The sequence below is a fragment of the Skermanella mucosa genome, from assembly GCF_016765655.2.
Lineage (GTDB): Bacteria > Pseudomonadota > Alphaproteobacteria > Azospirillales > Azospirillaceae > Skermanella > Skermanella mucosa.
On sequence record NZ_CP086106.1, the window covers coordinates 5,224,544 to 5,246,484 of the forward strand.

The 21,941-nt window shown below is 65.0% G+C and carries 21 protein-coding genes; 7 read left to right on the forward strand and 14 right to left on the reverse strand.

What is annotated here, in order from left to right; translation table 11 throughout:
* Positions 1 to 75 precede the first annotated feature (75 nt).
* A complete protein-coding gene (locus JL100_RS24190) occupies positions 76 to 966 on the forward strand; it encodes a DMT family transporter (protein ID WP_202684097.1) in 891 nt (296 codons plus the stop codon).
* A 230-nt stretch (positions 967 to 1,196) separates the two neighbouring features.
* A complete protein-coding gene (locus JL100_RS24195) occupies positions 1,197 to 1,439 on the forward strand; it encodes a hypothetical protein (RefSeq protein WP_407696898.1) in 243 nt (80 codons plus the stop codon).
* 1 nt (position 1,440) lies between these two features.
* On the opposite strand, the gene JL100_RS24200 is transcribed toward JL100_RS24195, so the two are convergent.
* From JL100_RS24200 to JL100_RS24225, 6 genes are all read right to left on the reverse strand, one after another.
* Positions 1,441 to 1,800: a ribbon-helix-helix domain-containing protein gene (locus JL100_RS24200; RefSeq protein ID WP_202684099.1), complete on the reverse strand. Its 360-nt coding sequence runs from the start codon at positions 1,798 to 1,800 to the stop codon at positions 1,441 to 1,443.
* Between the two features lie 228 nt (positions 1,801 to 2,028).
* Positions 2,029 to 2,508 (reverse strand): glycine-rich domain-containing protein, encoded by a 480-nt coding sequence (locus JL100_RS24205; protein ID WP_202684100.1) that lies wholly within the window; start codon positions 2,506 to 2,508, stop codon positions 2,029 to 2,031.
* A 25-nt stretch (positions 2,509 to 2,533) separates the two neighbouring features.
* Entirely contained in the window at positions 2,534 to 3,652 is a 1,119-nt protein-coding gene (locus JL100_RS24210; RefSeq protein ID WP_202684101.1) for a helix-turn-helix transcriptional regulator, read from the reverse strand.
* 275 nt (positions 3,653 to 3,927) lie between these two features.
* On the reverse strand, positions 3,928 to 4,587 hold the full coding sequence (locus JL100_RS24215) for a CDP-alcohol phosphatidyltransferase family protein (protein ID WP_228420875.1): 660 nt from the start codon (positions 4,585 to 4,587) through the stop codon (positions 3,928 to 3,930).
* Positions 4,544 to 5,389, reverse strand: a complete 846-nt coding sequence (pssA, locus tag JL100_RS24220; protein ID WP_202684103.1) for a CDP-diacylglycerol--serine O-phosphatidyltransferase — start codon at positions 5,387 to 5,389, stop codon at positions 4,544 to 4,546. The genes JL100_RS24215 and pssA overlap by 44 nt, the downstream gene beginning before the upstream one ends.
* 1 nt (position 5,390) lies before the next feature.
* Positions 5,391 to 6,083, reverse strand: coding sequence for a phosphatidylserine decarboxylase (locus tag JL100_RS24225; RefSeq protein WP_202684104.1), 693 nt, complete (start codon positions 6,081 to 6,083; stop codon positions 5,391 to 5,393).
* Positions 6,084 to 6,282: 199 nt separating this feature from the next.
* Here JL100_RS24225 and JL100_RS24230 point away from each other — a divergent pair, with 199 nt between their 5' ends.
* Positions 6,283 to 6,717: a hypothetical protein gene (locus JL100_RS24230; RefSeq protein ID WP_202684105.1), complete on the forward strand. Its 435-nt coding sequence runs from the start codon at positions 6,283 to 6,285 to the stop codon at positions 6,715 to 6,717.
* A 31-nt stretch (positions 6,718 to 6,748) separates the two neighbouring features.
* On the opposite strand, the gene JL100_RS24235 is transcribed toward JL100_RS24230, so the two are convergent.
* Positions 6,749 to 7,801, reverse strand: coding sequence for a LysM peptidoglycan-binding domain-containing protein (locus JL100_RS24235; protein WP_202684106.1), 1,053 nt, complete (start codon positions 7,799 to 7,801; stop codon positions 6,749 to 6,751).
* 299 nt (positions 7,802 to 8,100) lie between these two features.
* Here JL100_RS24235 and JL100_RS24240 point away from each other — a divergent pair, with 299 nt between their 5' ends.
* The 4 genes from JL100_RS24240 to JL100_RS24255 all read left to right on the forward strand — a co-directional run bounded on the left by JL100_RS24240 (position 8,101) and on the right by JL100_RS24255 (position 11,552).
* Positions 8,101 to 8,685: an LOG family protein gene (locus tag JL100_RS24240; RefSeq protein WP_202684107.1), complete on the forward strand. Its 585-nt coding sequence runs from the start codon at positions 8,101 to 8,103 to the stop codon at positions 8,683 to 8,685.
* Positions 8,686 to 8,894: 209 nt separating this feature from the next.
* On the forward strand, positions 8,895 to 10,118 hold the full coding sequence (locus JL100_RS24245; RefSeq protein ID WP_202684108.1) for an NADP-dependent isocitrate dehydrogenase: 1,224 nt from the start codon (positions 8,895 to 8,897) through the stop codon (positions 10,116 to 10,118).
* A gap of 173 nt (positions 10,119 to 10,291) precedes the next feature.
* Positions 10,292 to 10,669, forward strand: a complete 378-nt coding sequence (locus tag JL100_RS24250) for a Gfo/Idh/MocA family oxidoreductase (protein WP_202684109.1) — start codon at positions 10,292 to 10,294, stop codon at positions 10,667 to 10,669.
* A gap of 304 nt (positions 10,670 to 10,973) precedes the next feature.
* The gene (locus tag JL100_RS24255; RefSeq protein WP_202684110.1) at positions 10,974 to 11,552 is read left to right on the forward strand and encodes an OmpA family protein; all 579 of its coding nucleotides are present in this window, start codon (positions 10,974 to 10,976) and stop codon (positions 11,550 to 11,552) included.
* A gap of 179 nt (positions 11,553 to 11,731) precedes the next feature.
* On the opposite strand, the gene JL100_RS24260 is transcribed toward JL100_RS24255, so the two are convergent.
* The 7 genes from JL100_RS24260 to JL100_RS24290 form a co-directional block, all read right to left on the reverse strand.
* Positions 11,732 to 12,100 (reverse strand): GcrA family cell cycle regulator, encoded by a 369-nt coding sequence (locus JL100_RS24260; protein ID WP_202684111.1) that lies wholly within the window; start codon positions 12,098 to 12,100, stop codon positions 11,732 to 11,734.
* Between the two features lie 488 nt (positions 12,101 to 12,588).
* A complete protein-coding gene (locus JL100_RS24265; RefSeq protein ID WP_202684112.1) occupies positions 12,589 to 13,776 on the reverse strand; it encodes a vWA domain-containing protein in 1,188 nt (395 codons plus the stop codon).
* Positions 13,777 to 13,849: 73 nt separating this feature from the next.
* Positions 13,850 to 14,071: a hypothetical protein gene (locus JL100_RS24270; RefSeq protein ID WP_202684113.1), complete on the reverse strand. Its 222-nt coding sequence runs from the start codon at positions 14,069 to 14,071 to the stop codon at positions 13,850 to 13,852.
* 233 nt (positions 14,072 to 14,304) lie between these two features.
* Positions 14,305 to 15,174, reverse strand: coding sequence for an AAA family ATPase (locus JL100_RS24275; RefSeq protein WP_202684114.1), 870 nt, complete (start codon positions 15,172 to 15,174; stop codon positions 14,305 to 14,307).
* A gap of 1 nt (position 15,175) precedes the next feature.
* The gene (gene alaS, locus JL100_RS24280) at positions 15,176 to 17,836 is read right to left on the reverse strand and encodes an alanine--tRNA ligase (protein WP_202684115.1); all 2,661 of its coding nucleotides are present in this window, start codon (positions 17,834 to 17,836) and stop codon (positions 15,176 to 15,178) included.
* Positions 17,837 to 18,058: 222 nt separating this feature from the next.
* Entirely contained in the window at positions 18,059 to 19,135 is a 1,077-nt protein-coding gene (recA, locus tag JL100_RS24285; protein WP_202684116.1) for a recombinase RecA, read from the reverse strand.
* A gap of 172 nt (positions 19,136 to 19,307) precedes the next feature.
* Positions 19,308 to 21,932 (reverse strand): hybrid sensor histidine kinase/response regulator, encoded by a 2,625-nt coding sequence (locus tag JL100_RS24290; RefSeq protein ID WP_228420876.1) that lies wholly within the window; start codon positions 21,930 to 21,932, stop codon positions 19,308 to 19,310.
* Between the last annotated feature and the right edge of the window lie 9 nt (positions 21,933 to 21,941).

Genomic DNA, 21,941 nt, shown 5'->3' on the forward strand with positions numbered 1-21,941 from the left:
CGATAACCACATTTTCGTATAATGTAAGTTAGATTGTCCAGGTAAGCGATTTTTCGGTGCGTGGAGCAGGTTCAAATGACCGGATTGATTGATGTCCGACGCCGGATCGACGGCGCGTCGTGCATGATTGCCGGATGCTTCGCTTTCAGCCTTTCCGGAGCCTCGGCGAAGTTCCTGGGGACGAAGCTCCCCCCGGTCGAGCTGGCATTCCTGCGGGCCGGCTTCGGCTTGCTGATCGTCATCGTGGCTTGGCGGGCCATCGCGGAGCTGCGCGTTCTGAAGGATCCCGCCTGGCATGCGGCCCGCGGCATCCTGGGCGTAACCGCCCTGTTCTGCATCCTGGTCGCTTTCACGCATCTCCCGATCGCCCTGGTCTCGGTCGTTCTCGCGGGGCGCACCTTCCTGCTGATCGGCCTGGCCGCGGCCCTGTGCAATGAGCGCCCCGGTCCGATCGTGTGGTCGGCGGCCTGCCTCGGCGTCTCCGGGGTGGCGATCGCCCTATGGCCGCAACTGAGTTCCGCCTTCGCCGACGACTTCACTCCGACGGTTGCAACGGTGGGCGCCGCCGCCGCGCTCGGGGCCGCGTTGACGTCGTCCGGCAGCCAGCTTGCGGTCCGCCGCCTGACCGATACCAATTCCCCGTCGGTCATCGTGATCGTCTTCGGAATCTTTGCCTTTACCGTGCTGTCGATTCCCGCCGCCTGGACCTGGACTGCGCCGGGTCCGGGCGATTGGGGCATCCTGATCGCCCTGGGAGTCTTTGGAGTCTGCTCCCAGTGGTGTTCGGCTCGCTGCTACAGCCGGATCGGCGCATCCAGGGCGGCCCCGATCGATCTCGCCCAGATACCGGTCGGCGCGTGCGTCGGGTGGCTGCTATTCAGTGAGGTTCCGGATATCTGGACCTTTGCCGGAGCCGTGCTGATCGTGACGGGCGCGCTCTTGGTAACGGCCGCGGATACGAAGTAATGCGGGCGGAGAAGCGCCGTGTCGAGACCGCCCCTCTTCCAAACCCTGCGGCATGCAAGCGCAATACATTCGGGTCGTGCAAGTCGGGCTTGTACTATGATAGAAATCAAGGAAGGCGATTAATTCCATCTTGGCTGATGAAAACCTTTGATTGAAGAGAGAACATCTTGAGCCATAGACCTGACACTCTTCTCTCCCGTCAACTTTACATTGGCTGCAGCGTGGTGAGTTTGACGCTCGAGGCCGATCTCTGGTTGGCGCTCGACCAGATCTGCGATGAAGAAAAGACCAGCCTCGAAACCATCATTCACAGGATTTCGGACGAGTGGCTCGGAGACGAGCTTCCATCGGCGCTATGGCAGTATGCAATCACCTATTTCCGGGTACGAAGCGATCCGACGCGTGGCAAGACCAAAACCGACATCGAGAAGATCCTGAGAGGTGTGCGCGGCGGCATGAGGGGTGATTGCTGAGTCAGTTGACCATGAAACCACGCGGACGAGGGGCACCGTGCCCGGCCGCTTCGTGGGCGGCGTCCTGCGTTTGTCCTTGCCCGTGGGCGGCTTCCGCATGCCCCCGCTCATTCGCAGCCTCGCGAAAATAGCGCAGGACGTAAAGACGAACGGCACTGGTCAGGCTGTTGCACTCGCTCCGGCTTCCCGCGATCTCCGTGCAGAGATCGTTCACGGATCGCCGCTCGCGATTGCAGATCTCGTACAGGGCATTCCAGACATAAGGCTCCAGCCGCATGCTGGTCCGATGGGATCCGATAGTGATGTTCTTGGAGACATACAGGTTCCGCCGGCCGGGCGACGGTTCATTATCATCTGACATGGCGCATCTCTTTCTACGGGAATGAACTGCAGCCCAAGGGAACAGTTGTCGTTCCGCGAGAAAGACATTAGCCCGCACAGCGAAGTGCATAAAGCTTAGTTCATTCGTATATGAGACGATCCATATCGGCTGATCCAGGACACCCGAGCTGTTGCCATATGGCAACGCCAACACTCAAGGGCGTACTTCACGGCGGGGGAGAACTCCCCCGCCGTGAAGAAAACAGAACTAGGCTGCTCGGTCACTCGTCACAGAACAGGGCGCCGCGCGCTCACTCGTCACAAAGCAAGGAGCCGCGCTTTCGGTCGTCACAAAGCAAGGCGCTTTATGCTCGCTGGAAGCTTCTTTCGAATTGTCATTCCGGGCGACTGCCGGATCGATACTGAATTTGGCCAGCATGAGTTCACGTGTGCGGTGCCACATGGCGGTCATCTCGAGCGATTCTTCCGCATGAGGCACGTGATGGACTCGCTTGCCGACTATCGACAAACAATCCTCATCAAAGCTTGGCATTTCCAGATGCCGATGCAGCACCTCATCCGCCAGTTTGGTCGGACGAAGCGACTCTTCCGTCGAACTCAGCAGAGCGAGCAGCCGGCAGTATTCATCAATGCCGACATTGATCTGTTCAACCGACAATTCATCATCGAGCATCAATTGGACAAGCTGCTCAATGGGCAGTTTTGCCTTAACCTGATCCACGTCCATCGATTTTTCCTTTGCTTTGTCCCCGTCAATTGTATTCAGCCCGGGGATGTGGCCGGCTCGCAAGCCGAAGCTTGGCCAGATTCGATATGACTTGTTGAAGCTTCGCGTCGGAGGTTGCACCCGTTTTCGCGTAAGCCGCTGACAACTGGTTGTTGACGGTTCCGGGTGACACACCACGAACCCTGGCAACTTCTTTTGCTGAAAGACCGGATCCAACAAGCAGGGCCACTTCCGCCTCCGCCAGGGACAATCCATACAGGGATCGAAGACAATCAGGATCGATTTCCGGCTTCTGATCAGGGTCTACAACCGATACAAGGGACATTGGTTCGGCCCCTCTGACGCTGGCCAGATGCCAGCGCGCTGGTTCGATCGATGCAATCAAAGACAACCCCCGTCGCCGGGGAATCTGAAGCAACGAAGACGCTGCCGCACTGCCGCCATCAGCATGATCGCGGATCGCACATCCCATAAGATCGTTCACGCCGATATCATCCACAATCAAACGTCCGGCGATAAGACGCAATCCATCGAACTGCTCAAGAAGCCGCACCATCGCATTGTTCGCATAGATGACGAGACCACAGGCGGAACAGATTGCGGACGGAACGGCTATCAGATTGAGGGAGTGCTCTATCGGCAGCGGTCCATCGTGATTGGCCCGCCTGATCATGCGTTCAACAGATCGGGGTGTGAGGGATTGGGCTCCTAGTATTTCATCAAGGTACATTCCGTCGAATGCAGGAATTTGTCCATCCATCGACCGCAGTTGAATCCAGGAACCATCAGGAGCATGAGCATGTATGACGTGACATTTTGCGCCCGTGTCTGCATGCCCCGCAGTGAATTCGATCAGAGGGCTACGATTGAAAATGCTTGTGACTTGGTAAATGTACTGTTCCGTATCGATATATGCGATCAGGTTACTGACACGTCCCTTTGCCACGCCCGAGCGCTGCCAATCGGCAAACCTGCTGCCATCGAAATCATGGAACGAGTACATCAGCTTTGCATGGTCGTTGACGTGAAGGAACTCACCTCCATCGGGTCCGACTACCCACAGCGCGAGCCCTGCCCTGTCCGCGAAACCGGCAAGCTTTTCGACTGGAGATGTCGTCGGCTTACAGATCCTTTTATGCGGCATTTAGGCAGGGTCCATCAGGTTGGTACTACTGACCTGGAAGGTAGCATAATTGGATGGACACCCATGCGCGACAATAAGTCCACACCGAAATATACTATTGTATAGCGATCTTAACCAATTTCCTTCGTATTTAAGGTAGAGGTTATTTCCACACGGCGCAACATTTCTGGAGATGTCGCCATTTGGACTGGCTTTTCCAGGCCCGACTCGAAAGATATAGGACAGGAAAAGATTTGAGTTCATATCAACGGAAGTTTCCTACTTGCTCCTCGCGCTCAATCCCTGAAAGCCCGGGCCGCCGCCGCGACCCTTGCCGCCGTCGTCAGCCAGCACAGGGCGCCGAAGCCCCAGGCGAGCCACGGGAAGGCGCCGGGGAACAGGCACATCGCGGCGAACAGCGCGATCGTCTCAGTCCCCTCGGTGATGCCGCCGACATAGTAGAGCGACTTGGCGCCGCGGATCTCGGTCGTGACGCCGCGCTTCGCCGCCAGGATCGCGTAGGCCAGGAACGACGAGCCGGTGCCGACGAAGCTGAACACCAGGAAGGCGGCGGCCAGCGCATCCTCCGGCCGGCCCACGGCGAAGAAGAACACCACGCCCGAATAGAACAGGAAGTCGCAGACGATATCCAGGTAGCCGCCGAAGTCGGTGGCCCCGGCATGGCGCGCGACCGCGCCGTCCAGGCCATCCATCGCCCGGTTCAGCAGGATCAGCGCCAGCGCCCATCCGTAGGCTCCCGCCGCCAGCGCCGGGAAGGACGCCGCTCCCACGGCGAACCCCGCCAGCGTCACGGCGTCGGCGGGAACGCCGCGCCGGGCCAGGGCCGCCCCGGCGCGGTCAAGCGGCGGGTCGATCAGCCGGCGCAGGCGGGCGTCGAGCATTCCGGGCCGGTCAGTCCGCCGGGCGGTCGCCGGCGGCGGCTTCGGCCTCCGCATCCTGATGCGCCGCCTCGTGCAGGCGCTCGGCCTCGCGGCGCAGCCTGCGGTACTGCCGCAGGCTGAACGGCAGGCTGGCCAGGTAGGCCAGGCCGATCAGGGCCAGGGTCAGCCAGGGGGTGCTGACCAGCATCGCGGCCAGCAGCCCGACCGCGGCCAGCAGCGGGATCACGTATTTCTGCGGGACCCGGATTCCCTTGAACGAGAAGGTCGGCCACTGGCTCACCATCAGCAGGGCGATCGCCGCGGCCCAGACCCCCACGAACAGCGGATGGCCGAACACCGTGGTGCCCGCCTCGAACGAGATCACCAGCGGCAGCAGCACCAGCCCGGCGGCGGCCGGCGCCGGGACCCCGGTGAAGTAGTTGTAGGCGTAGGGCGGCAGGTCCGAGTCGCCCAGCTTGCTGTTGAACCGGGCGAGCCGCAGCGCGGCGCAGACGCTGAAGGCCAGCACCGCGATCCAGCCCGGCGTGCCGGCCCCGGCCAGGACCCACAGGTAGAGGGTGATGGCCGGCGCCACGCCGAAGCTGACGACGTCGGACAGGCTGTCCAGCTCCTCGCCGAACCGGCTCTGGCCGTTCAGCAGCCTGGCGATCCTGCCGTCTAGGGCGTCGAGCACGGCGGCGATCATGACCGACACCACGGCTGCCTCGAACCTTCCCTGGATCGCGAAGCGCATGGCGGTGACGCCGGCGCACAGCGCCAGCATGGTCAGCATGTTGGGCAGCAGCCGGTTGATCGACAGGCCGCGCAGGCGGGGCGGACGGTTGCGGCGGCGGGCGCGTTCGGGACGGACGGTCATGTCAGCGCACCTCCCCCAGCCGTGCGGGCTCGGTCGAGTTCAGGTCGGCGATCACCGTTTCCCCCCCTATCGTGGTCTGGCCGACGATCACCTGCGGATGGACGCCGTCGGGCAGGTAGATGTCGGTCCGGCTGCCGAAGCGGATCAGGCCGTAGCGCTCGCCCGCAGCCACCGCCTGCCCCGGCTTCAGGTGGCAGATGATGCGCCGGGCCACAAGCCCGGCGATCTGCACGAAGGCGATCTCCCGCCCGTCGTCCAGCCGCAGCCGGATCGCCATCCGCTCGTTCTCCTCGCTCGCCTTGTCCAGCGCGGCGTTGAGGAAGCGGCCCTTGCGGTACTCCGCCGCCTTGACCGTGCCGGCGGCCGGTGTGCGGTTGACGTGGACGTTGAAGACGTTCAGGAAGATGCTGATGCGCAGCCGCGGCTCGGGCCCCATGCCCAGCTCGGGCGGAGGCACCGCCGGCACGATCATCTGCACCGTCCCGTCGGCCGGGCTGACCAGCAGACCCGGCCGGGCCGGCACGACGCGGTCGGGGTCGCGGAAGAAATAGACGCACCAGGCGGTCAGCAGCGCCCCGATCCAGCCGAGCGGCTGGGCGACGAAGGCCAGGACGGCCGTGGCGGCTGCGAACAGCGCGATGAAGGGCCAACCGGCACGGTTGATCGGAACGACGACGGATTGCAGAGCGGACATGGTCGGAAGCTGGTTCCTGCGCTGGTCTGAATTGAAAAGCGGGCTGGGCGGACACCGATACTTATGACACCGGAAGCCCGATGCAAACCACTTCCGGCGCCGCACCCCGGTTCCTTTACCCGATATTAAGGCGGGAGCCCCCACTATGCTTCCCCCGGCGGCGCCCTGCGCGGTCCATTTCCACAGCGGAGCGGATAGGATGCAGGCTCTCGTCGAAGTCTCCCAGGCGGCGTTGCCGCTCAGGCTGGGAACCGTCCATGTCACCCCGGACGGCATGCTCGGCATCGCCGCGATACCGTCGGCGTCGAGCCAGCGCTTCGTTATCGACGACCTCCTGTTCCAGGTCTCCACGACGCCGCTGGGCGACCGCATGCGCTTCCGCATCTGGGCTGAGATCGGCTGGGTTCCCTACACGGCCCAGTCGCCCCAGCGCCGCCGCGACGTGCTGACGATCCTCCGGGCGTCGCAGCACCTGGAACGGGCCTGCTTCGTGCTCGAAGACGGCCAGAAGATCCTGGTGATCGGCGAGTCCGAGGCGGAGGAACATCTCGACGTCACCGGGGTCGTTTTCGAGACCCTGCTTTTCCTCCGGGAGGTCCGGCCCTACCTGCGCATCCTGTCCGACTATCTGTGATCCATCGTCCTGCGATCTATCGTCCGGCCCGTCAGTTCGTCGGGGGCACGTTGAAGATCTGGCCCGGATAGATCAGGTCGGGGTCGCGGATATGCTCCTGGTTCGCCTCATAGATAAGACTGTATCGAACGCCGGATCCGTAGGTGCGCCGCGCGATGCGCCACAGGCTCGCCCCGGGCTGGACCACCACCGACTGGCCGGCCGGGAGCATCGCCGCCTGCTCCGCCATCTGGAACGGGATCTCGGCGCGGGCGGCGACCTTGCCGTCCTCGGCGACCTGGTCGGCGCGCAGGGCATAGCGGCCCGGCCGCACCGGCTGCTCGGGCGTCAGGGCCCAGCGCCCGTCGTCGCCCGACCGGGAGTTGCCGACCAGCAAATTATCCAGATACACCTGGACGCGGGTCCTCGGCGGCGCCCGTCCCCCGATATTCACCCGCCCGTCCGACCCGTAATCGACCACGTCGACCGACACGCCGCCGGCCGGCCGCGGCGCGATCGCCGGGACGGCGGCAGCCGGTGCCTGGAGGACGGCCGACGCGCCGGTGCCGTCCCGAGGGACCGCCAGGGCGATCGCGCCACCCGCTTCCTGGGCCGGCTCGGGCAGCACCAGCACCACCACGTCATCGGACGCAACCGGCGCCTCGGCGTCGGGCGCCCGCGCCGACAGGCTGAGCTGGCGGCCGCCCGGGCCGAGCGGATCGTCGGGGAGCAGCACCCACTCGCCCCGCTGGTCGGCGACCGCCCTCCCGATCGTCCGGCCGCCGTCGAGCACGGTCACGGTGGAATGCGGCTCGGCGCGCCCGGCGATGACGGCGTTGCCCTGCGGAGTGATCCTGACGACGTCGAAGCTGGGCGGCGCGCCGGATCCGGGCTCCGGCCTGGACGGCTCCGGATCCTTTTCAGGCGGTGCCGCCGGTTCAGGGACGGGTGGCGCAGCCGAAAGGGACGGCCCGGGACCGTCACTTTCGACCTTGGGCGGCATCGCGTCCATCAGCGATTCACCGGGCTGGTCGAGCAAGGTCAAGGCCAGGGCGGCGCCCAGCAGGGCGACGCCGACGGCACCGATTATGAGCGCTCTCTTCACGATCGTCCCGCTTGTTCTTCTCCGAACGATCCGACCCTCGTCCACCGCAAAGTCTATTCGGTGTAGATCAGAATGCATAGAAGTTACATCGACAGCCGAAATCCATCCGTCTAAATCATGGCGGGCCATCCGTCGAGCCGGTCTGTTCACGCCGTGAGCGCAAGGGGATGCGGCGGATCGTCATGGTCGCACTTGGCGCGGCGGCTCCGCCGTGAGAGGCTGGGAACCGCGGACGGATCGACCGCCGGCGGCAGGCGCCATGCCCGGTTCCGGCCGCCGCGGTCCGTAAGGGTGATGGAATGAAGGACTTGACTTCGATTTGTGTCTATTGCGGCTCGTCGAGCCGCGTCAGCGATACCTACAAGGATGCCGCGCACCTGCTGGGCACGCTTATCGGGCAGAGCGGACGCCAGCTCGTCTACGGCGGCGGCCGGGTCGGGCTGATGGGGATCGTCGCCGACGCCGCGATCGCGGCCGGCGGACCCGTCGTCGGGATCATCCCGGAGCATATCCAGGTGCTCGAGGTGGAGCATACCGGCCTGACCGAACTGCTGGTGGTCGACAGCATGCATACCCGCAAGCGGCTGATGGTCGACCGTTCCGACGCGTTCGTCGTCCTGCCCGGCGGGCTGGGAACGCTGGACGAGACGTTCGAGATCCTGACCTGGAAGCAGCTCCACCTGCACGACAAGCCGGTGGTGATCGCCAACATCGACGGCTACTGGGACCCGTTCGAAGCGCTGCTCGACCACATGATCGCCCAGGGCTTCGCCCAGCCAGGGCACCGCAAGCTGTTCACCGTGGTGAATCGGGTGGAGGACGTGATGCCGGCCCTGTCGCGCCAGCCGGAGTCCGTGATCAAGCCCGAAACCAAATGGCTGTGACCCGATAGGCGTTCCCTCCGGGACACCGGGCCTGCGACGCTGGACCGCTGCGGGCAAGTGCGCCTTCTTATGCGGAAGGGACGGTGCTATAAGACGCGCCGTCCAAACTTCTGGCACGCCGCACGACGCCTGCTGAACCGCCCCCGAACGGCGGCATCCAGGGCGCCCAAGAACCACACGCTACCCGCTCCAACCGGGAGATTTCATACATGGCAAAGATTAAGGTCGCTAACCCCGTCGTCGAACTCGACGGCGACGAAATGACCCGGATCATCTGGCAGTTCATCAAGGAAAAGCTGATCCTGCCCTACCTCGACATCGAGTTGAAGTACTACGATCTGGGCATGGAGTATCGCGACAAGACGGACGACCAGGTCACCGTCGATGCGGCCAAGGCAATCCAGCAGTACGGCGTGGGCGTCAAGTGCGCCACGATCACCCCGGACGAGGCGCGCGTCAAGGAATTCAACCTCAAGAAGATGTGGAAGTCGCCCAACGGCACGATCCGCAACATCCTGGGCGGCACCGTCTTCCGCGAACCGATCATCTGCTCCAACGTGCCGCGCCTGGTTCCGGGCTGGACCAAGCCGCTGATCATCGGCCGCCACGCCTTCGGTGACCAGTACCGCGCGACCGACTTCCAGGTCCCCGGCCCGGGCAAGCTGACCATGACCTTCACGCCCGACGGCGGCGGCGAACCGGTGACCTACGACGTCTTTCAGTTCCCCGAGGCCGGCGTCGCCATGGGCATGTACAACCTGGACGAAAGCATCCGCGGCTTCGCCCGGGCCTGCATGAACTACGGCCTGGCGCGCAAGCTTCCGGTCTACCTGTCGACCAAGAACACGATCCTGAAGGTCTATGACGGCCGCTTCAAGAACCTGTTCCAGGAGGTCTTCGACGCGGAATTCGCCGACGAGTTCAAGAAGCTCGGCCTCACCTACGAGCACCGCCTGATCGACGACATGGTCGCCAGCGTCATGAAGTGGGACGGCGGCTTCGTCTGGGCCTGCAAGAACTACGACGGCGACGTGCAGTCCGACACCGTGGCGCAGGGCTTCGGCTCGCTGGGCCTGATGACCTCGGTGCTGCTGAGCCCCGACGGCAAGACGGTCGAGGCCGAGGCCGCCCACGGCACCGTGACCCGGCACTATCGCGAGCACCAGAAGGGCCGCGAGACCTCGACCAACCCGATCGCCTCGATCTTCGCCTGGACCCAGGGCCTGTCCTATCGCGGCAAGTTCGACGGCACCCCCGAGGTCACCCGGTTCGCCGAGACCCTGGAGAAGGTGTGCGTCAGCACCGTGGAGGCCGGCTTCATGACCAAGGACCTCGCCATCCTGATCGGCCCGGAGCAGCCCTGGCTGACCACCAAGCAGTTCCTGGACAAGCTGGACGAGAACCTGAAGAAGGCCATGGCCGAAGCCGCCTGATCCGGCCCCGGCACAGGTTTCGTTTCATCGCGACCCCGCCCGATTCGATCGGGCGGGGTTGCTTTTTTCTGCCCGACGCGCAAAACTAGGGAGCTTTTCGCGAAATGGTATAAACCGGACGCGTCATAATACCGGGGGGCTACCTGTGTCCGCCGTGCAGAGGAATTGCAAAGATGCCACACAAGATCAGAATCGCGATCGTCGGGGCAGGTGAAACCGGTGCGCCGCTGCTTGAGCAGCTTCTCTCCGCAGATTTTGTAAAGGTTATAGGCATTGCCGATCTAAATCCCGATGCTCCGGGCATTGTATTGGCCCGGTCGAGAGGGGTAAAAACTTACAGCGACTTCCTGGAACTGGCCCGGATGGGCGAAGACATCGATATATTCATTGATGTGACAGGTGTACACAAGGTCCGCGATGCGCTGCAACATTACATGCAGGAGTCGGACAACCATCATACCGTGATCATGCATGAGTTGATCGCCGTCCTGCTCCTCTCCCTGTCCAAAGGCGAGTTGGTGCAGATCAAGCACGGTGACTTGGACTATTGAGCCGGAGATGGTCGGTTTGACTCTATCTTGATTATAGGGTTATGAAGCACTCGACTTCGGCTAGCCCCCGTGACTTTGTCGTTTCTGTCGTGTTTATACGGGGGCGGTGCTCCAGCCGGCCGCTCCGCGAAGCTTGTGGAAAACGTTTGTTTTCGGCAGGTTACTCCTCGTTCTGGATGTTACGGACTAGCCTCCGTTCTTCGGATCCGATAGGAACCGTGCCCGCGCCGTATGTGTTTTCCGCATTGGACTCTCGCGTGTACGCGTTATGTTGATGCACCAATTCAGCTCAAGGGAGAAGGTCGTGCGCCTTAATCAAATCGCTGCCTCGGGCGTCTTTGCGTTCCTGGCGATGTCGGTCGTTGCGCCCGCCAGCGTGCTGGCTCAAAGCGCCTCGGAAAAGTGCAACACTGTGGTGGACTCCACTGGCAAGCCCGTGGTTGCCGCCAACAACACTGCCGTTCTCCACGCCGGAAGCTATGACTGCCCGCCGCCGCCCGCAGCCGCCGCCGCCGCCCCGGCCGCAGCCGTTCCGCCGGCGGCTCCGCTGGCCAACGCCGTCTACTTCGTGTTCTTCGACTTCGACCGCTCGGCCATCACCCCGGCGGCGCAGGACATCCTGAACACGGTCGTCAGCGATGCCCGCCGGACCAACGCGTCCCGCCTGAACGTGCTCGGCCACACCGACACCTCGGGTTCGCCGGCCTACAACCAGCGTCTGTCGGAGCGTCGTGCGTCCGCCGTGCGCGAGGCCCTGGTGCAGCGCGGCGTCCCCGCCGGTCAGATCACCACCCGCGGTCTCGGCGAGACGCAGCCGCTGATCGCCACCGGCGACGGCGTCCGCGAGCCGTCCAACCGTCGCGCCGAGATCCGCTTCCAGTAATCGGGCGGGTTTCACGGGGTCCCTTCCAGCGGAGGGACCCGACAGGAGAAAGGGGTGCCGTCAGGCGCCCCTTTTTTCGTTGCCCGATGTTGCCCGATGGCTGGCGCCCGGTTCGCGCCTAAAAAAAAGCCCGCCGGCGGGAAGCCGGCGGGCCGTTCGGCCGTTTCGCGGAGATCGGATCAGGCGGCGCCGACTTTGCGCTCGCGTTCCTCATCGCGCTTCTTCGAGCTGGGCTGGTAGGCGATGGCCGCGTGCTCCGCGCAATAGGGCATGCCGGGCTGAGCGGTCTTGCCACAGAAATGGAAATCCGCGTGCTTGGGATCGCCAACCGGCCATTTGCACATGCGTTCAGTCAGGGCGAGGATCGTGGCGCCGCGCGACGGCTTCTTCTTGATCGGTGACGGCCGTCCTGACAATCCAAGGCGGTGGGCCTTGCCGATCACGGCGTTGCGCGTGACATCACCCAGGGTGTCCGCGATCTCGCTCGCGCTCATTCCCTGGCCCCAGAGTTGCTTCAGGCGCTCTACCCGTTCGTCAGTCCAACTCATGCCGCTGTCTCCACTCATCCGGGTCCCTATTATTTGTTGCCGACAGGAGTATGGCGGGCCGCATATGGCGTGCCGCTTTCCATAAAAACCTATATCTAGTGCCGACGCGGTGGAAGGCTACCAGATAAGCCCGCCGATGCCTAGGGGGTTGCTGTTACATTTATATGCAAAAGTGGTAAACCATTCGTTTAAACGACGTCCCTCATCAAGTCGAAAGCCATAGGCGACGGAATGACCATTCTGTTCCGATACAGCAGAGAAACCGGACACATGCCAATCATTCCAATGGAATACCGAAATCCGGGGTCTGGTGCACAGGCATCCATGCGCGGGGTCGAACTGACAATAGGGTAACTTTCGAGGCAATTACATGAACTGCCCTTTCTATTTCCGGCGGCTGCCGGACATGAAAACGATAATGCACCGTGACTTCGGAGCCACTCCGCAGGGCCTCGATCGGACGGCCACGGGAGGCGCCGTCCTTCCGGTCAGCGGTTCAGCTCACGCATCCCGGCATCCAGCCCGTCGAGGGTCAGGGGATACATACGCCCGCCCATAAGCCGCTGCAGGATCCGGGTGCTCTCCGTATAGCCCCAATAGGCTTCGGGTGCCGGGTTGAGCCAGATGGAGCGACTGTAGGTGTTGAGCAGGCGCTGGAGCCAGACCTGCCCGGCTTCCTCGTTCCAGTGCTCGACGCTGCCGCCGGGATAGACGATCTCGTACGGGCTCATCGCGGCGTCGCCGACGAAGACCAGCTTGTAGTCCGCCCCATAGGTATGCAGCACGTCCCAGGTGGAAGTGCGTTCGGCGTGGCGGCGGCGATTGTCCCGCCAGACGCCCTCGTAGACGCAATTGTGGAAGTAGAAGTATTCCAGGTGCTTGAACTCGCCCCGGGCGGCCGAGAAAAGCTCCTCGCAGATCCGGATATGGTCGTCCATGGAGCCGCCGATGTCGAGGAACAGCAGCACCTTGACGCTGTTGTGCCGCTCCCGGACCATCTTCAGGTCGAGCGTGCCGGCATTGCGGGCAGTGGAGCGGATCGTGTCGGGGAGGTCCAGTTCCTCCGCGGCGCCCTCGCGGGCGAACTTGCGCAGGCGGCGCAGCGCCACCTTGATGTTGCGGGTGCCCAGTTCGACCGTGTCGTCCAGGTTCCTGAACTCGCGCTTGTCCCACACCTTGACGGCCCGGCGATGGCGGCTGCCCTCCTGTCCGATGCGGATGCCCTCCGGATTGTAGCCGTAGGCGCCGAACGGCGATGTGCCGGCCGTCCCGATCCATTTGGAGCCGCCCTGGTGACGCTCCTTCTGCTCCGCCAAGCGCTGGGCCAGCGTCTCCATCAGCTTGTCCCAGCCGCCGAGCGACTGGATCTGCCGCTTCTCCTCCTCGGTGAGGTATTTTTCGGCGAGCTTGCGCAGCCACTCCTCGGGGATCTCGGAGGTGACCGGATCGGCCCCGTCGCCCGTGCTCTCCAGCCCCTTGAAGACGTGGCCGAACACCTGGTCGAACTTGTCGAGGTTGCGCTCGTCCTTCACGAGGCAGGTGCGGGAGAGATAGTAGAAGTCCTCGACGCTGTAGTCGGCGATGCCCTGGCGCATCGCCTCCATCAGCGCCAGGTACTCCTTCAGGGATACCGGCACCTGCGCCTTGCGCAGCTCGTAGAAGAAATTCGTGAACATGGCTCGTCGGTGAACTTCGGGCTGAAATCGTCGAAACCGCATAGTGCCATGTTTCAGCCCGATGATTCCGCCCTTATTTTCCCGGATCCTTGCGGGCGGGAGGCGGCACATAGGCGAGGCTGGTGGGAATTCGGCGGCTGATCTCCTTGACCCGGCTGCGCAACTCCGCCACGTCCAGGAGTTCCTCGATCCGCCGCAAGCGATCCTCAGCCGAGGTCATACGGGCTTCCAGCCGGACCAAGGTGTCGGACATCCGGACCTGCTCCTGCCCGACGCGCATCAACTCCTGGCTCATGCGGTCCTGTTCCGCTGACAGACGGACCAGTTCCGCAGACATACGCTTCTGTTCCGAAAGAATGCGTTCCTACTGTTCCAGGATGGTGGAAAGCATCGGCTCAAGCCGATTGAGAATCACAAGCGCTTCATCCGGCTTTTCCATGTCGCAGGCATCTTCCCAGGGCACTCACTCCCGGAGTTTAACCGTTACGACCGCATTCGTTACGAAGTTTCGAGGTATAACCTATCCCTTCAGCCGCCTCCCCGTTCGCGCCGGCTGAGAAAGGCCAGGCGCTCGAACAGGTGGACGTCCTGCTCGTTCTTCAGCAGGGCGCCGTGGAGCGGCGGGATCAGCTTCTTGGCGTCGCGGGTGCGCAGGGTTTCCGGCGACACGTCCTCGACCATCAGCAGCTTGATCCAGTCCAGCAGCTCAGAGGTGCTGGGCTTCTTCTTGAGGCCGGGGGTCTCGCGGACTTCGTAGAACAGGGTGAGCGCTTCCCGCAGCAGGTCGCCCTTCAGGCCGGGATAATGGACTTCGACGATGCGCGTCATCGTCTCGGGGTCGGGAAAGCGGATATAGTGGAAGAAGCAGCGGCGCAGGAAGGCGTCCGGCAGTTCCTTCTCGTTGTTGGAGGTGATGATCACGACCGGCCGCCGATGCGCCTTCACCACCTGCCGGGTCTCGTAGACGAAGAACTCCATCCGGTCCAGTTCGAGCAGCAGGTCGTTGGGGAACTCGATATCCGCCTTGTCGATCTCGTCGATCAGCAGCACCGGCGCCTCCGGAGCGTCGAACGCCTCCCACAGCTTGCCCTTGACGATGTAGTTGGCGATGTCGCGGACCCGCTCGTCGCCCAGCTGGCTGTCGCGCAGGCGGCTGACCGCGTCGTACTCGTACAGGCCCTGCTGAGCCTTGGTGGTGGACTTGATGTGCCACTGGATCAGCGGCCGGCCCAGCGCCCGCGCAATCTCCTCCGCCAGGATCGTCTTGCCGGTGCCGGGCTCGCCCTTGACCAGCAGCGGGCGCTGCAACGCCACCGCGGCGTTGACCGCCACCCGCAGGTCCTCGGTGGCGACATAGTTGTCGGTGCCGGTGAACTTCTTCGATTCAGGAGAGGTCATCTCAGGCAGCTCCCGCCATGGCCTGCTCTATCGCCGCCACGGCGTCACCGGCGTTGGCGCCGTCGGGTCCGCCGGCCTGAGCCATGTCGGGGCGGCCGCCGCCGCCCTTGCCGCCGACCGCCGCAGCACCGGCCTTGACCAGCTCGACCGCGCTGAAGCGGCCGGTCAGGTCCTCGGTCACCGCGACCACCAGCGACGCCTTGCCGTCATTGACCGCGACCAGCGCGATCACGCCGGAGCCGACCTGTTTCTTCATCTCGTCGGCCATCGGCTTCAGGTCCTTGGCGGGCATGCCGTCGAGCACGCGCGCGGCGAACTTGACGCCGGCGACCTCCTTCTCGCCGCCGCCGGCAGGGCCGGCTCCGCCGCCCATGGCGACCTGTCGGCGAAGGTCGGCAAGCTCCCGCTCCAGCCGGCGGCGCTCCTCGACCAGCGACGCGACGCGGGAGGGCACCTCGGCCGGCGTTGCCTTCAGGGCCGCGGCCGTCTGCTGGAGCAGGTGCTCCTGCTCGTTGAGGTAGGCCGCGGCGCCGGCGCCGGTCAGCGCCTCCACGCGGCGGACGCCGGCGGCCACCGCGCCCTCGCCGACGATCTTGAACAGGCCGATGTCGCCGGTGCGGCGGACATGGGTGCCGCCGCACAGCTCGATCGAGAACTCCTTGTTGGCGTCGGGATCGCGCCCGCCCATGGAGACGACCCGGACCTCGTCGCCGTACTTCTCGCCGAACAGAGCCATGGCACCCAGCTCGACCGCTTCCTGCGGGCTCATCAAGCGCGTCACCACGTCGCTGTTGCCCAGGACCCGCCGGTTGACCTCCGCCTCGACCACGGCGATGTCCTCGGCGGTCAATCCCACCGGCTGGCTGATGTCGAAGCGCAGGCGTTCCGGCGCCACCAGCGAGCCCTTCTGGGTGACGTGCTCGCCCAGCCGGCGGCGCAACGCCTCGTGCAGCAGGTGGGTCGCGGAATGGTTCGCCCGGATCGCGGCGCGCCGGGCGGTATCGACCCGCAGCTCGACCACGTCGCCGACCGAGACCGCGCCCTTGGCGACCTTGGCCTGATGGACCCACAGCGCGCCCAGCTTCTTCTGCGTGTCGTAGACCGGCACCTCGGCGCCGTCGGCCGTGAACATCACGCCGCTGTCGCCGACCTGGCCGCCAGACTCGCCGTAGAAGGGGGTCTGGTTGACGATCACCTGGACGTCGGCCCCGGCCTCGGCCTTCTCAACCCGCTTGCCGTCGACGATCAGGGCCAGCACCTTGCCCTCGGCCACCTCGGTGTCGTAGCCCAGGAACTCGGTGGCGCCCAGCTCGTCGCGCAGCTCGAACCACAGGGTCTCGGTCGCGGCCTCGCCGGAACCGGCCCAGGCCTTGCGCGCTTCCGCCTTCTGCCGGCCCATGGCCTGGTTGAAGCCGTCGATGTCCACCGTGCGGTTGCGGCCGCGCAGCACGTCCTGGGTCAGGTCGACCGGGAAGCCGAAGGTGTCGTAGAGCTTGAACGCGACCTCGCCGGGCAGCGATCCGCCTTCGGGAATGCCGGCGGTCTCCTCGTCCAGCAGGCGGAGGCCGCGCTCCAGCGTCTGCTTGAACCGGGTCTCCTCCAGCTTCAGGGTCTCGGTGATCAGCGGCTGCGCCCGCACCAGTTCCGGATAATGCGTGCCCATCAGCTGGACCAGCGCCGGGACCAGCCGGTACATCAGGGGCTCCTTGCAGCCGATGATGTGCGCGTGCCGCATGGCGCGGCGCATGATCCGGCGCAGGACGTAGCCGCGCCCCTCGTTGGACGGCAGGACGCCGTCGGCGATCAGGAACGAGGTCGAGCGCAGATGGTCGGCGATGACCCGGTGGGAGACCGCGTGCGGGCCGTCGGCCGCGACCTTGGTGGCGTCGGCCGAGGCCAGGATCAGCGTGCGCAGCAGGTCGATGTCGTAATTGTCGTGCTTGCCCTGGAGCACCGCCGCCAGCCGCTCCAGGCCCATGCCGGTGTCGATCGAGGGCTTGGGCAGGTCGATCCGACGGTCGGGCGTCACCTGCTCGTACTGCATGAACACGAGGTTCCAGATCTCGATGAAACGGTCGCCGTCCTGGTCGGCGCTGCCCGGCGGGCCGCCGGCCACCGCCGGGCCGTGGTCATAGAAGATCTCGGAGCAGGGGCCGCACGGGCCGGTGTCGCCCATGCGCCAGAAATTGTCGTCGGTCGGAATGCGGATGATCCTGCCGTCGTCCAGGCCGGCGATCTTCCGCCACAGGGCGGCCGCCTCTTCGTCGGAGGAGTGGACGGTGACCAGCAGCTTGTCCGCCGGAAGCCCGTACTCCTTCGTGATCAGGTTCCAGGCATGCTCGATGGCGCCATCCTTGAAGTAGTCGCCGAACGAGAAATTGCCGAGCATCTCGAAAAAGGTATGGTGCCGGGCGGTGTAGCCGACATTGTCCAGGTCGTTGTGCTTGCCGCCCGCGCGCACGCATTTCTGGCTGGTGGTCGCCCGGGAATAGGGGCGCGCCTCGGCCCCGGTGAAGACGTTCTTGAACTGCACCATGCCGGCGTTGGTGAACATCAGCGTCGGGTCGTTGCGCGGCACCAGCGGGCTGGAGTCCACGATCTGGTGCCCTTGGCTGGCGAAATAGTTCAGGAAGGTGGCGCGGATGTCGTTGGCGGTCTGCATGATGGCGCTCGGTTCCCAGGACGCAGGTATGGTGCGGCCCGTCTTCTGTTCAAAGGTTTCGGCCGACACGGGTTTCCCCTGCTTGTACCGTGCCGGCGGGGCCGATGTCCACCGATGCTGCGGAAGCCCCGGGGGAAGCCCCGGGCAATGCCCAAACGGAAAAGCCGCGCGGTCCCGAAGGTCCGCGCGGCTTTTCCGGTGCAGGATATGACGGCGGACCGATCAGTCCGGGCTGCTGGCCTCGCCGTCGGCTTCCGGCGTTCCCATCATGGCGTTGGCCACCAGGCCGGCGTTGGCGCGGATCTTGGCCTCGATGGAGTCGGCCACCTCGGTGTTCTGGCGCAGGAAGTTCTTGGCGTTCTCGCGGCCCTGGCCGATGCGCTGGCCCTCGTAGCTGAACCAGGAACCCGACTTCTCGACCACGTTGGCCTGGACGCCGAGGTCGAGCAGCTCGCCCACCTTGGACACGCCCTCGCCGTACATGATGTCGAACTCGACCACCCGGAACGGCGGGGCCATCTTGTTCTTGACCACCTTCACGCGGGTCTGGTTGCCGACCACGTTCTCCCGGTCCTTGATCGCACCGATGCGGCGGATGTCGAGGCGGACCGAGGCGTAGAACTTCAGCGCGTTGCCGCCGGTCGTGGTTTCCGGGTTGCCGAACATGACGCCGATCTTCAACCGGATCTGGTTGATGAAGATGACGGTGGTGTGCGACTTGGAGATCGAGCCGGTCAGCTTGCGGAGCGCCTGGCTCATCAGCCGGGCGTGCAGGCCGACGTGGCTGTCGCCCATCTCGCCTTCCAGCTCGGCACGGGGCACCAGGGCCGCGACGCTGTCGACCACCAGCACGTCGATGGCACCCGAGCGAACCAGCGTGTCGGTGATCTCGAGCGCCTGCTCGCCGGCGTCGGGCTGCGAGATCAGGAGCTCGTCCACGTCGACGCCCAGCTTGCGGGCATAGCCGGGATCGAGTGCGTGCTCGGCATCGACGAAGGCGCAGGTGCCGCCGTTCTTCTGGGCCTGGGCGATGGCATGGAGCGCCAGGGTCGTCTTGCCCGAGCTTTCCGGGCCGTAGATCTCGACGATGCGGCCGCGCGGCAGGCCGCCGATGCCGAGCGCGATGTCGAGGCCGAGCGAACCGGTCGAGACGACCTCGGCCTCCGTCGGAACTTCGCGGGCACCGAGCTTCATGATGGAGCCCTTGCCGAACGCGCGTTCGATCTGACCGAGGGCCGCGTCTAGTGCCTTTTGCTTATCCATGGGACTTTCAACCAAACGCAAGGGTGCGGACGACATGCTGGGGCCCCTCTTCTCTCATACGGTCGGCAGGAGTGCAACGTGAAGAGAATGTACTCTTTTCGTTCTCTTCTGCCAAGGGGCAATCGGAACATAGAGGGAACAAACCACCTGTCCCCCGTTCCGCAGCCGTACGGAGGAACCCGTTATGTGGAGACCGCCGCGGCCCGCGTCACCCGTCGCGCAGGACCTCCTTCACCTTGCCGGCGAGCTGCTTGAGGCTGAACGGCTTGGGCAGGAAATGGATATGCTCGCCGGCGTCGATCTGGTCGCGGAACTTGTCCTCGGTATAGCCGGAGATGAAGATCACCTTCATCTCCGGCCGTTTGTCGCGGACGTGCCGGATCAGGGTGGGTCCGTCCATGTGGGGCATCACCACGTCGCTGACCAGCAGGTCGACACGGTTCGACTCGGAGTTCAGCAGGCTGAGCGCCGCTTCGCCGCTGCGGGCCTCGAGCACCTGATAACCCTTGTTGCGGAGCGCCCGGGCGCTGAACACGCGCACGGCGTCCTCGTCCTCGACCAGCAGGATGGTCCCGGTCCCGGTCAAGTCCCCGGCCGACCGCTCCCGGGCCTCGCTCTCGGCTTCGGCCGTGGCGCCGGCGGCCTTGGCCGACTGGTGGCGCGGCAGGTATATGGTGAACTTGGCGCCCTCCCCCGGGGCGCTGTCGACGAAGATGAAGCCGCCGGTCTGGCGCACGATGCCGTACACGGTGGACAGGCCGAGGCCGGTGCCGGAACCGACCTCCTTGGTGGAGAAGAACGGCTCGAAGATGCGGGCGAGGTTTTCCTTGGGAATCCCGATACCGGTGTCCGACACCTCGATCGCGACATACTCGCCGGGAGGCATCTCCTCGTGCTCGCGGCGGGTCGGGCCGTCGGTCGAGACGTTGCTGGTCTGTATGGTCAGCCGTCCGCCACCCGACATGGCGTCGCGGGCGTTGACGGCGAGATTGATGATGACCTGTTCGAGCTGGCCCTGGTCGACCTTGATCAGGCCCAGGTCGCGGCCATGGGTCATCTTCAGCTCGATGTTCTCGCCGATCAGCCGGCGCAGCAGGTTCGACAGCTCGGCCAGCACGTCGGTGATATTGAGCACGCGCGGCTGCAGCGTCTGCTGGCGCGAGAAGGCCAGCAGCTGGCGCACCAGGTTGGCCGCCCTGTTGGCGTTCTGCTTGATCTGCATGATGTCGCTGAACGACTGGTCGCCCGGCTTGTGCCGGAGCAGCAGCAGGTCGCAGAAGCCGATCATCGCCGTCAGGAGGTTGTTGAAGTCGTGGGCCACGCCGCCCGCGAGCTGGCCGATCGCCTGCATCTTCTGGCTCTGGGCGAACTGCGCCTCCAGGCTCTTCTGCTCGGTCAGGTCGATGAAGTGCAGGATCATTCCGGAGCCGGAACCCGCCCCGGCATCCCCGCTCCCTGATCCATTGGCCGATCCATTGCCCGACCCGCCGGCCATCCGGCGGGCATAGAGCTGCGCCATCTTCTTGTCCCGGCCCAGGGCGCGCAGGTTCACCTCGAAAGGAGCGATCATATCGGAACCGGACTTGATCTGCTCCAGGCGGGCGACCACCGTGGACCGCTCGCCCGCGCTGAACAGTTCGGCCAGGGGGCATCCCATGATGCTGCGCAGCGGACGGCCGACCATGGTCAGGAAAGCCTGGTTGCATTCCGCCAGCCTGCCGCCCTCGTCGATCAGGGCGATGCCGATCGGCGCCTCCTCGAAGAAGCTCTGGAAGCGCTGTTCCGAAAGGTGCAGCGCCTCGCGCCATTCCCGCTCGGGCGTCAGGTCCCGCACCACGGAGCGGGTCCGCAGCGACCGGCCATCGCCCGACGCCACCACGGTCTGGACGACCGAGGCCTGGAACCGCCGCCCCCCGAGACCCTTCATGGTCACGTCGCCGCCGCTCTCGGCACCGGCGAACGGGCTGTGGGCCGCCGACGGGCTTGGCGGCGGTTCGGCCAGGACATCGTGCAGCCTGACCGAACCGCCGACCAGGTCGGCCGGCGTGCAGCCGAGCCATTCGGCCAGGGTGGCGTTGGCGTACAGGAAGCGGCCGTCCTGGTCGACCGAATAGAAGCCGATCGGCGCACTGCCCATGAAATCGGACAGGTTCGCCTGTTCGTCACGCAACTGCTGTTCGGCCCGCTTGCGTTCGGTGATGTCCTCCACCACCCACTTGACCAGCTTCTCCCCAGAGCCGGGGCCGACCCCGGCCGGGTCCGCATCGGCCAGCGGCATCACCCGGACCAGGAGCCAGGAGCGGCCCGGCCCGAGGGACAATTCGGCGGAGGCCCCGTCGCCGCGCAGCGCCGCCTCGACCAGCCCGCGGAAGCGGGAGGCCATGTCCGGAGCCTGATCGAAACGGAGCCGGAGCGATTCGAGCGGGTCCTTGCCGGCCGCGCCGGCCAGATGGCGGAAGGCGGCGTTGACCTGCACGACGCGGCCGTCACGGCCGGAGATCATGCGCCCCACGGCACCGGCCTGGAAGGCGCTGGCCAGCATCGCCCGCTCGACGTCGGCCTGCCCCCGGCCCGACGCCTGGAGCGACGAGATCCGCCTCGCCAGCACGGCGCCGCCGGCGGCCAGCAGGACGAACATGCCGCCGCTCAGGGCCACGGGATCGGTCACGATGCCCCCTGCCGCCAAGCCCAGCCCCGCGGCGCCGATCGCCGCCAGCCCGCCCGCCCCGACGAACGCGGTCCGGGTAAGGACGCCGTCGCGCGACGGCTTCTCCCCGGCGGACAGCCTCGGCCCCGCGAGGTCGAGGGCGGATGAAGAAACCTGCTCCTGCACTGCTGCCCC

Coding starts and splice junctions, on each gene's coding strand:
- JL100_RS24190 (WP_202684097.1), top strand. CDS start 76: ATGACCGGATTGATTGATGTCCGACGCCGGATCGACGGCGCGTCGTGC.
- JL100_RS24200 (WP_202684099.1), bottom strand. CDS start 1,800: ATGTCAGATGATAATGAACCGTCGCCCGGCCGGCGGAACCTGTATGTC.
- JL100_RS24205 (WP_202684100.1), bottom strand. CDS start 2,508: ATGGACGTGGATCAGGTTAAGGCAAAACTGCCCATTGAGCAGCTTGTC.
- JL100_RS24210 (WP_202684101.1), bottom strand. CDS start 3,652: ATGCCGCATAAAAGGATCTGTAAGCCGACGACATCTCCAGTCGAAAAG.
- JL100_RS24215 (WP_228420875.1), bottom strand. CDS start 4,587: ATGCGGAGGCCGAAGCCGCCGCCGGCGACCGCCCGGCGGACTGACCGG.
- pssA (WP_202684103.1), bottom strand. CDS start 5,389: ATGACCGTCCGTCCCGAACGCGCCCGCCGCCGCAACCGTCCGCCCCGC.
- JL100_RS24225 (WP_202684104.1), bottom strand. CDS start 6,083: ATGTCCGCTCTGCAATCCGTCGTCGTTCCGATCAACCGTGCCGGTTGG.
- JL100_RS24230 (WP_202684105.1), top strand. CDS start 6,283: ATGCAGGCTCTCGTCGAAGTCTCCCAGGCGGCGTTGCCGCTCAGGCTG.
- JL100_RS24240 (WP_202684107.1), top strand. CDS start 8,101: ATGAAGGACTTGACTTCGATTTGTGTCTATTGCGGCTCGTCGAGCCGC.
- JL100_RS24245 (WP_202684108.1), top strand. CDS start 8,895: ATGGCAAAGATTAAGGTCGCTAACCCCGTCGTCGAACTCGACGGCGAC.
- JL100_RS24250 (WP_202684109.1), top strand. CDS start 10,292: ATGCCACACAAGATCAGAATCGCGATCGTCGGGGCAGGTGAAACCGGT.
- JL100_RS24260 (WP_202684111.1), bottom strand. CDS start 12,100: ATGAGTTGGACTGACGAACGGGTAGAGCGCCTGAAGCAACTCTGGGGC.
- JL100_RS24265 (WP_202684112.1), bottom strand. CDS start 13,776: ATGTTCACGAATTTCTTCTACGAGCTGCGCAAGGCGCAGGTGCCGGTA.
- JL100_RS24270 (WP_202684113.1), bottom strand. CDS start 14,071: ATGAGCCAGGAGTTGATGCGCGTCGGGCAGGAGCAGGTCCGGATGTCC.
- JL100_RS24275 (WP_202684114.1), bottom strand. CDS start 15,174: ATGACCTCTCCTGAATCGAAGAAGTTCACCGGCACCGACAACTATGTC.
- alaS (WP_202684115.1), bottom strand. CDS start 17,836: ATGCAGACCGCCAACGACATCCGCGCCACCTTCCTGAACTATTTCGCC.
- recA (WP_202684116.1), bottom strand. CDS start 19,135: ATGTCGTCCGCACCCTTGCGTTTGGTTGAAAGTCCCATGGATAAGCAA.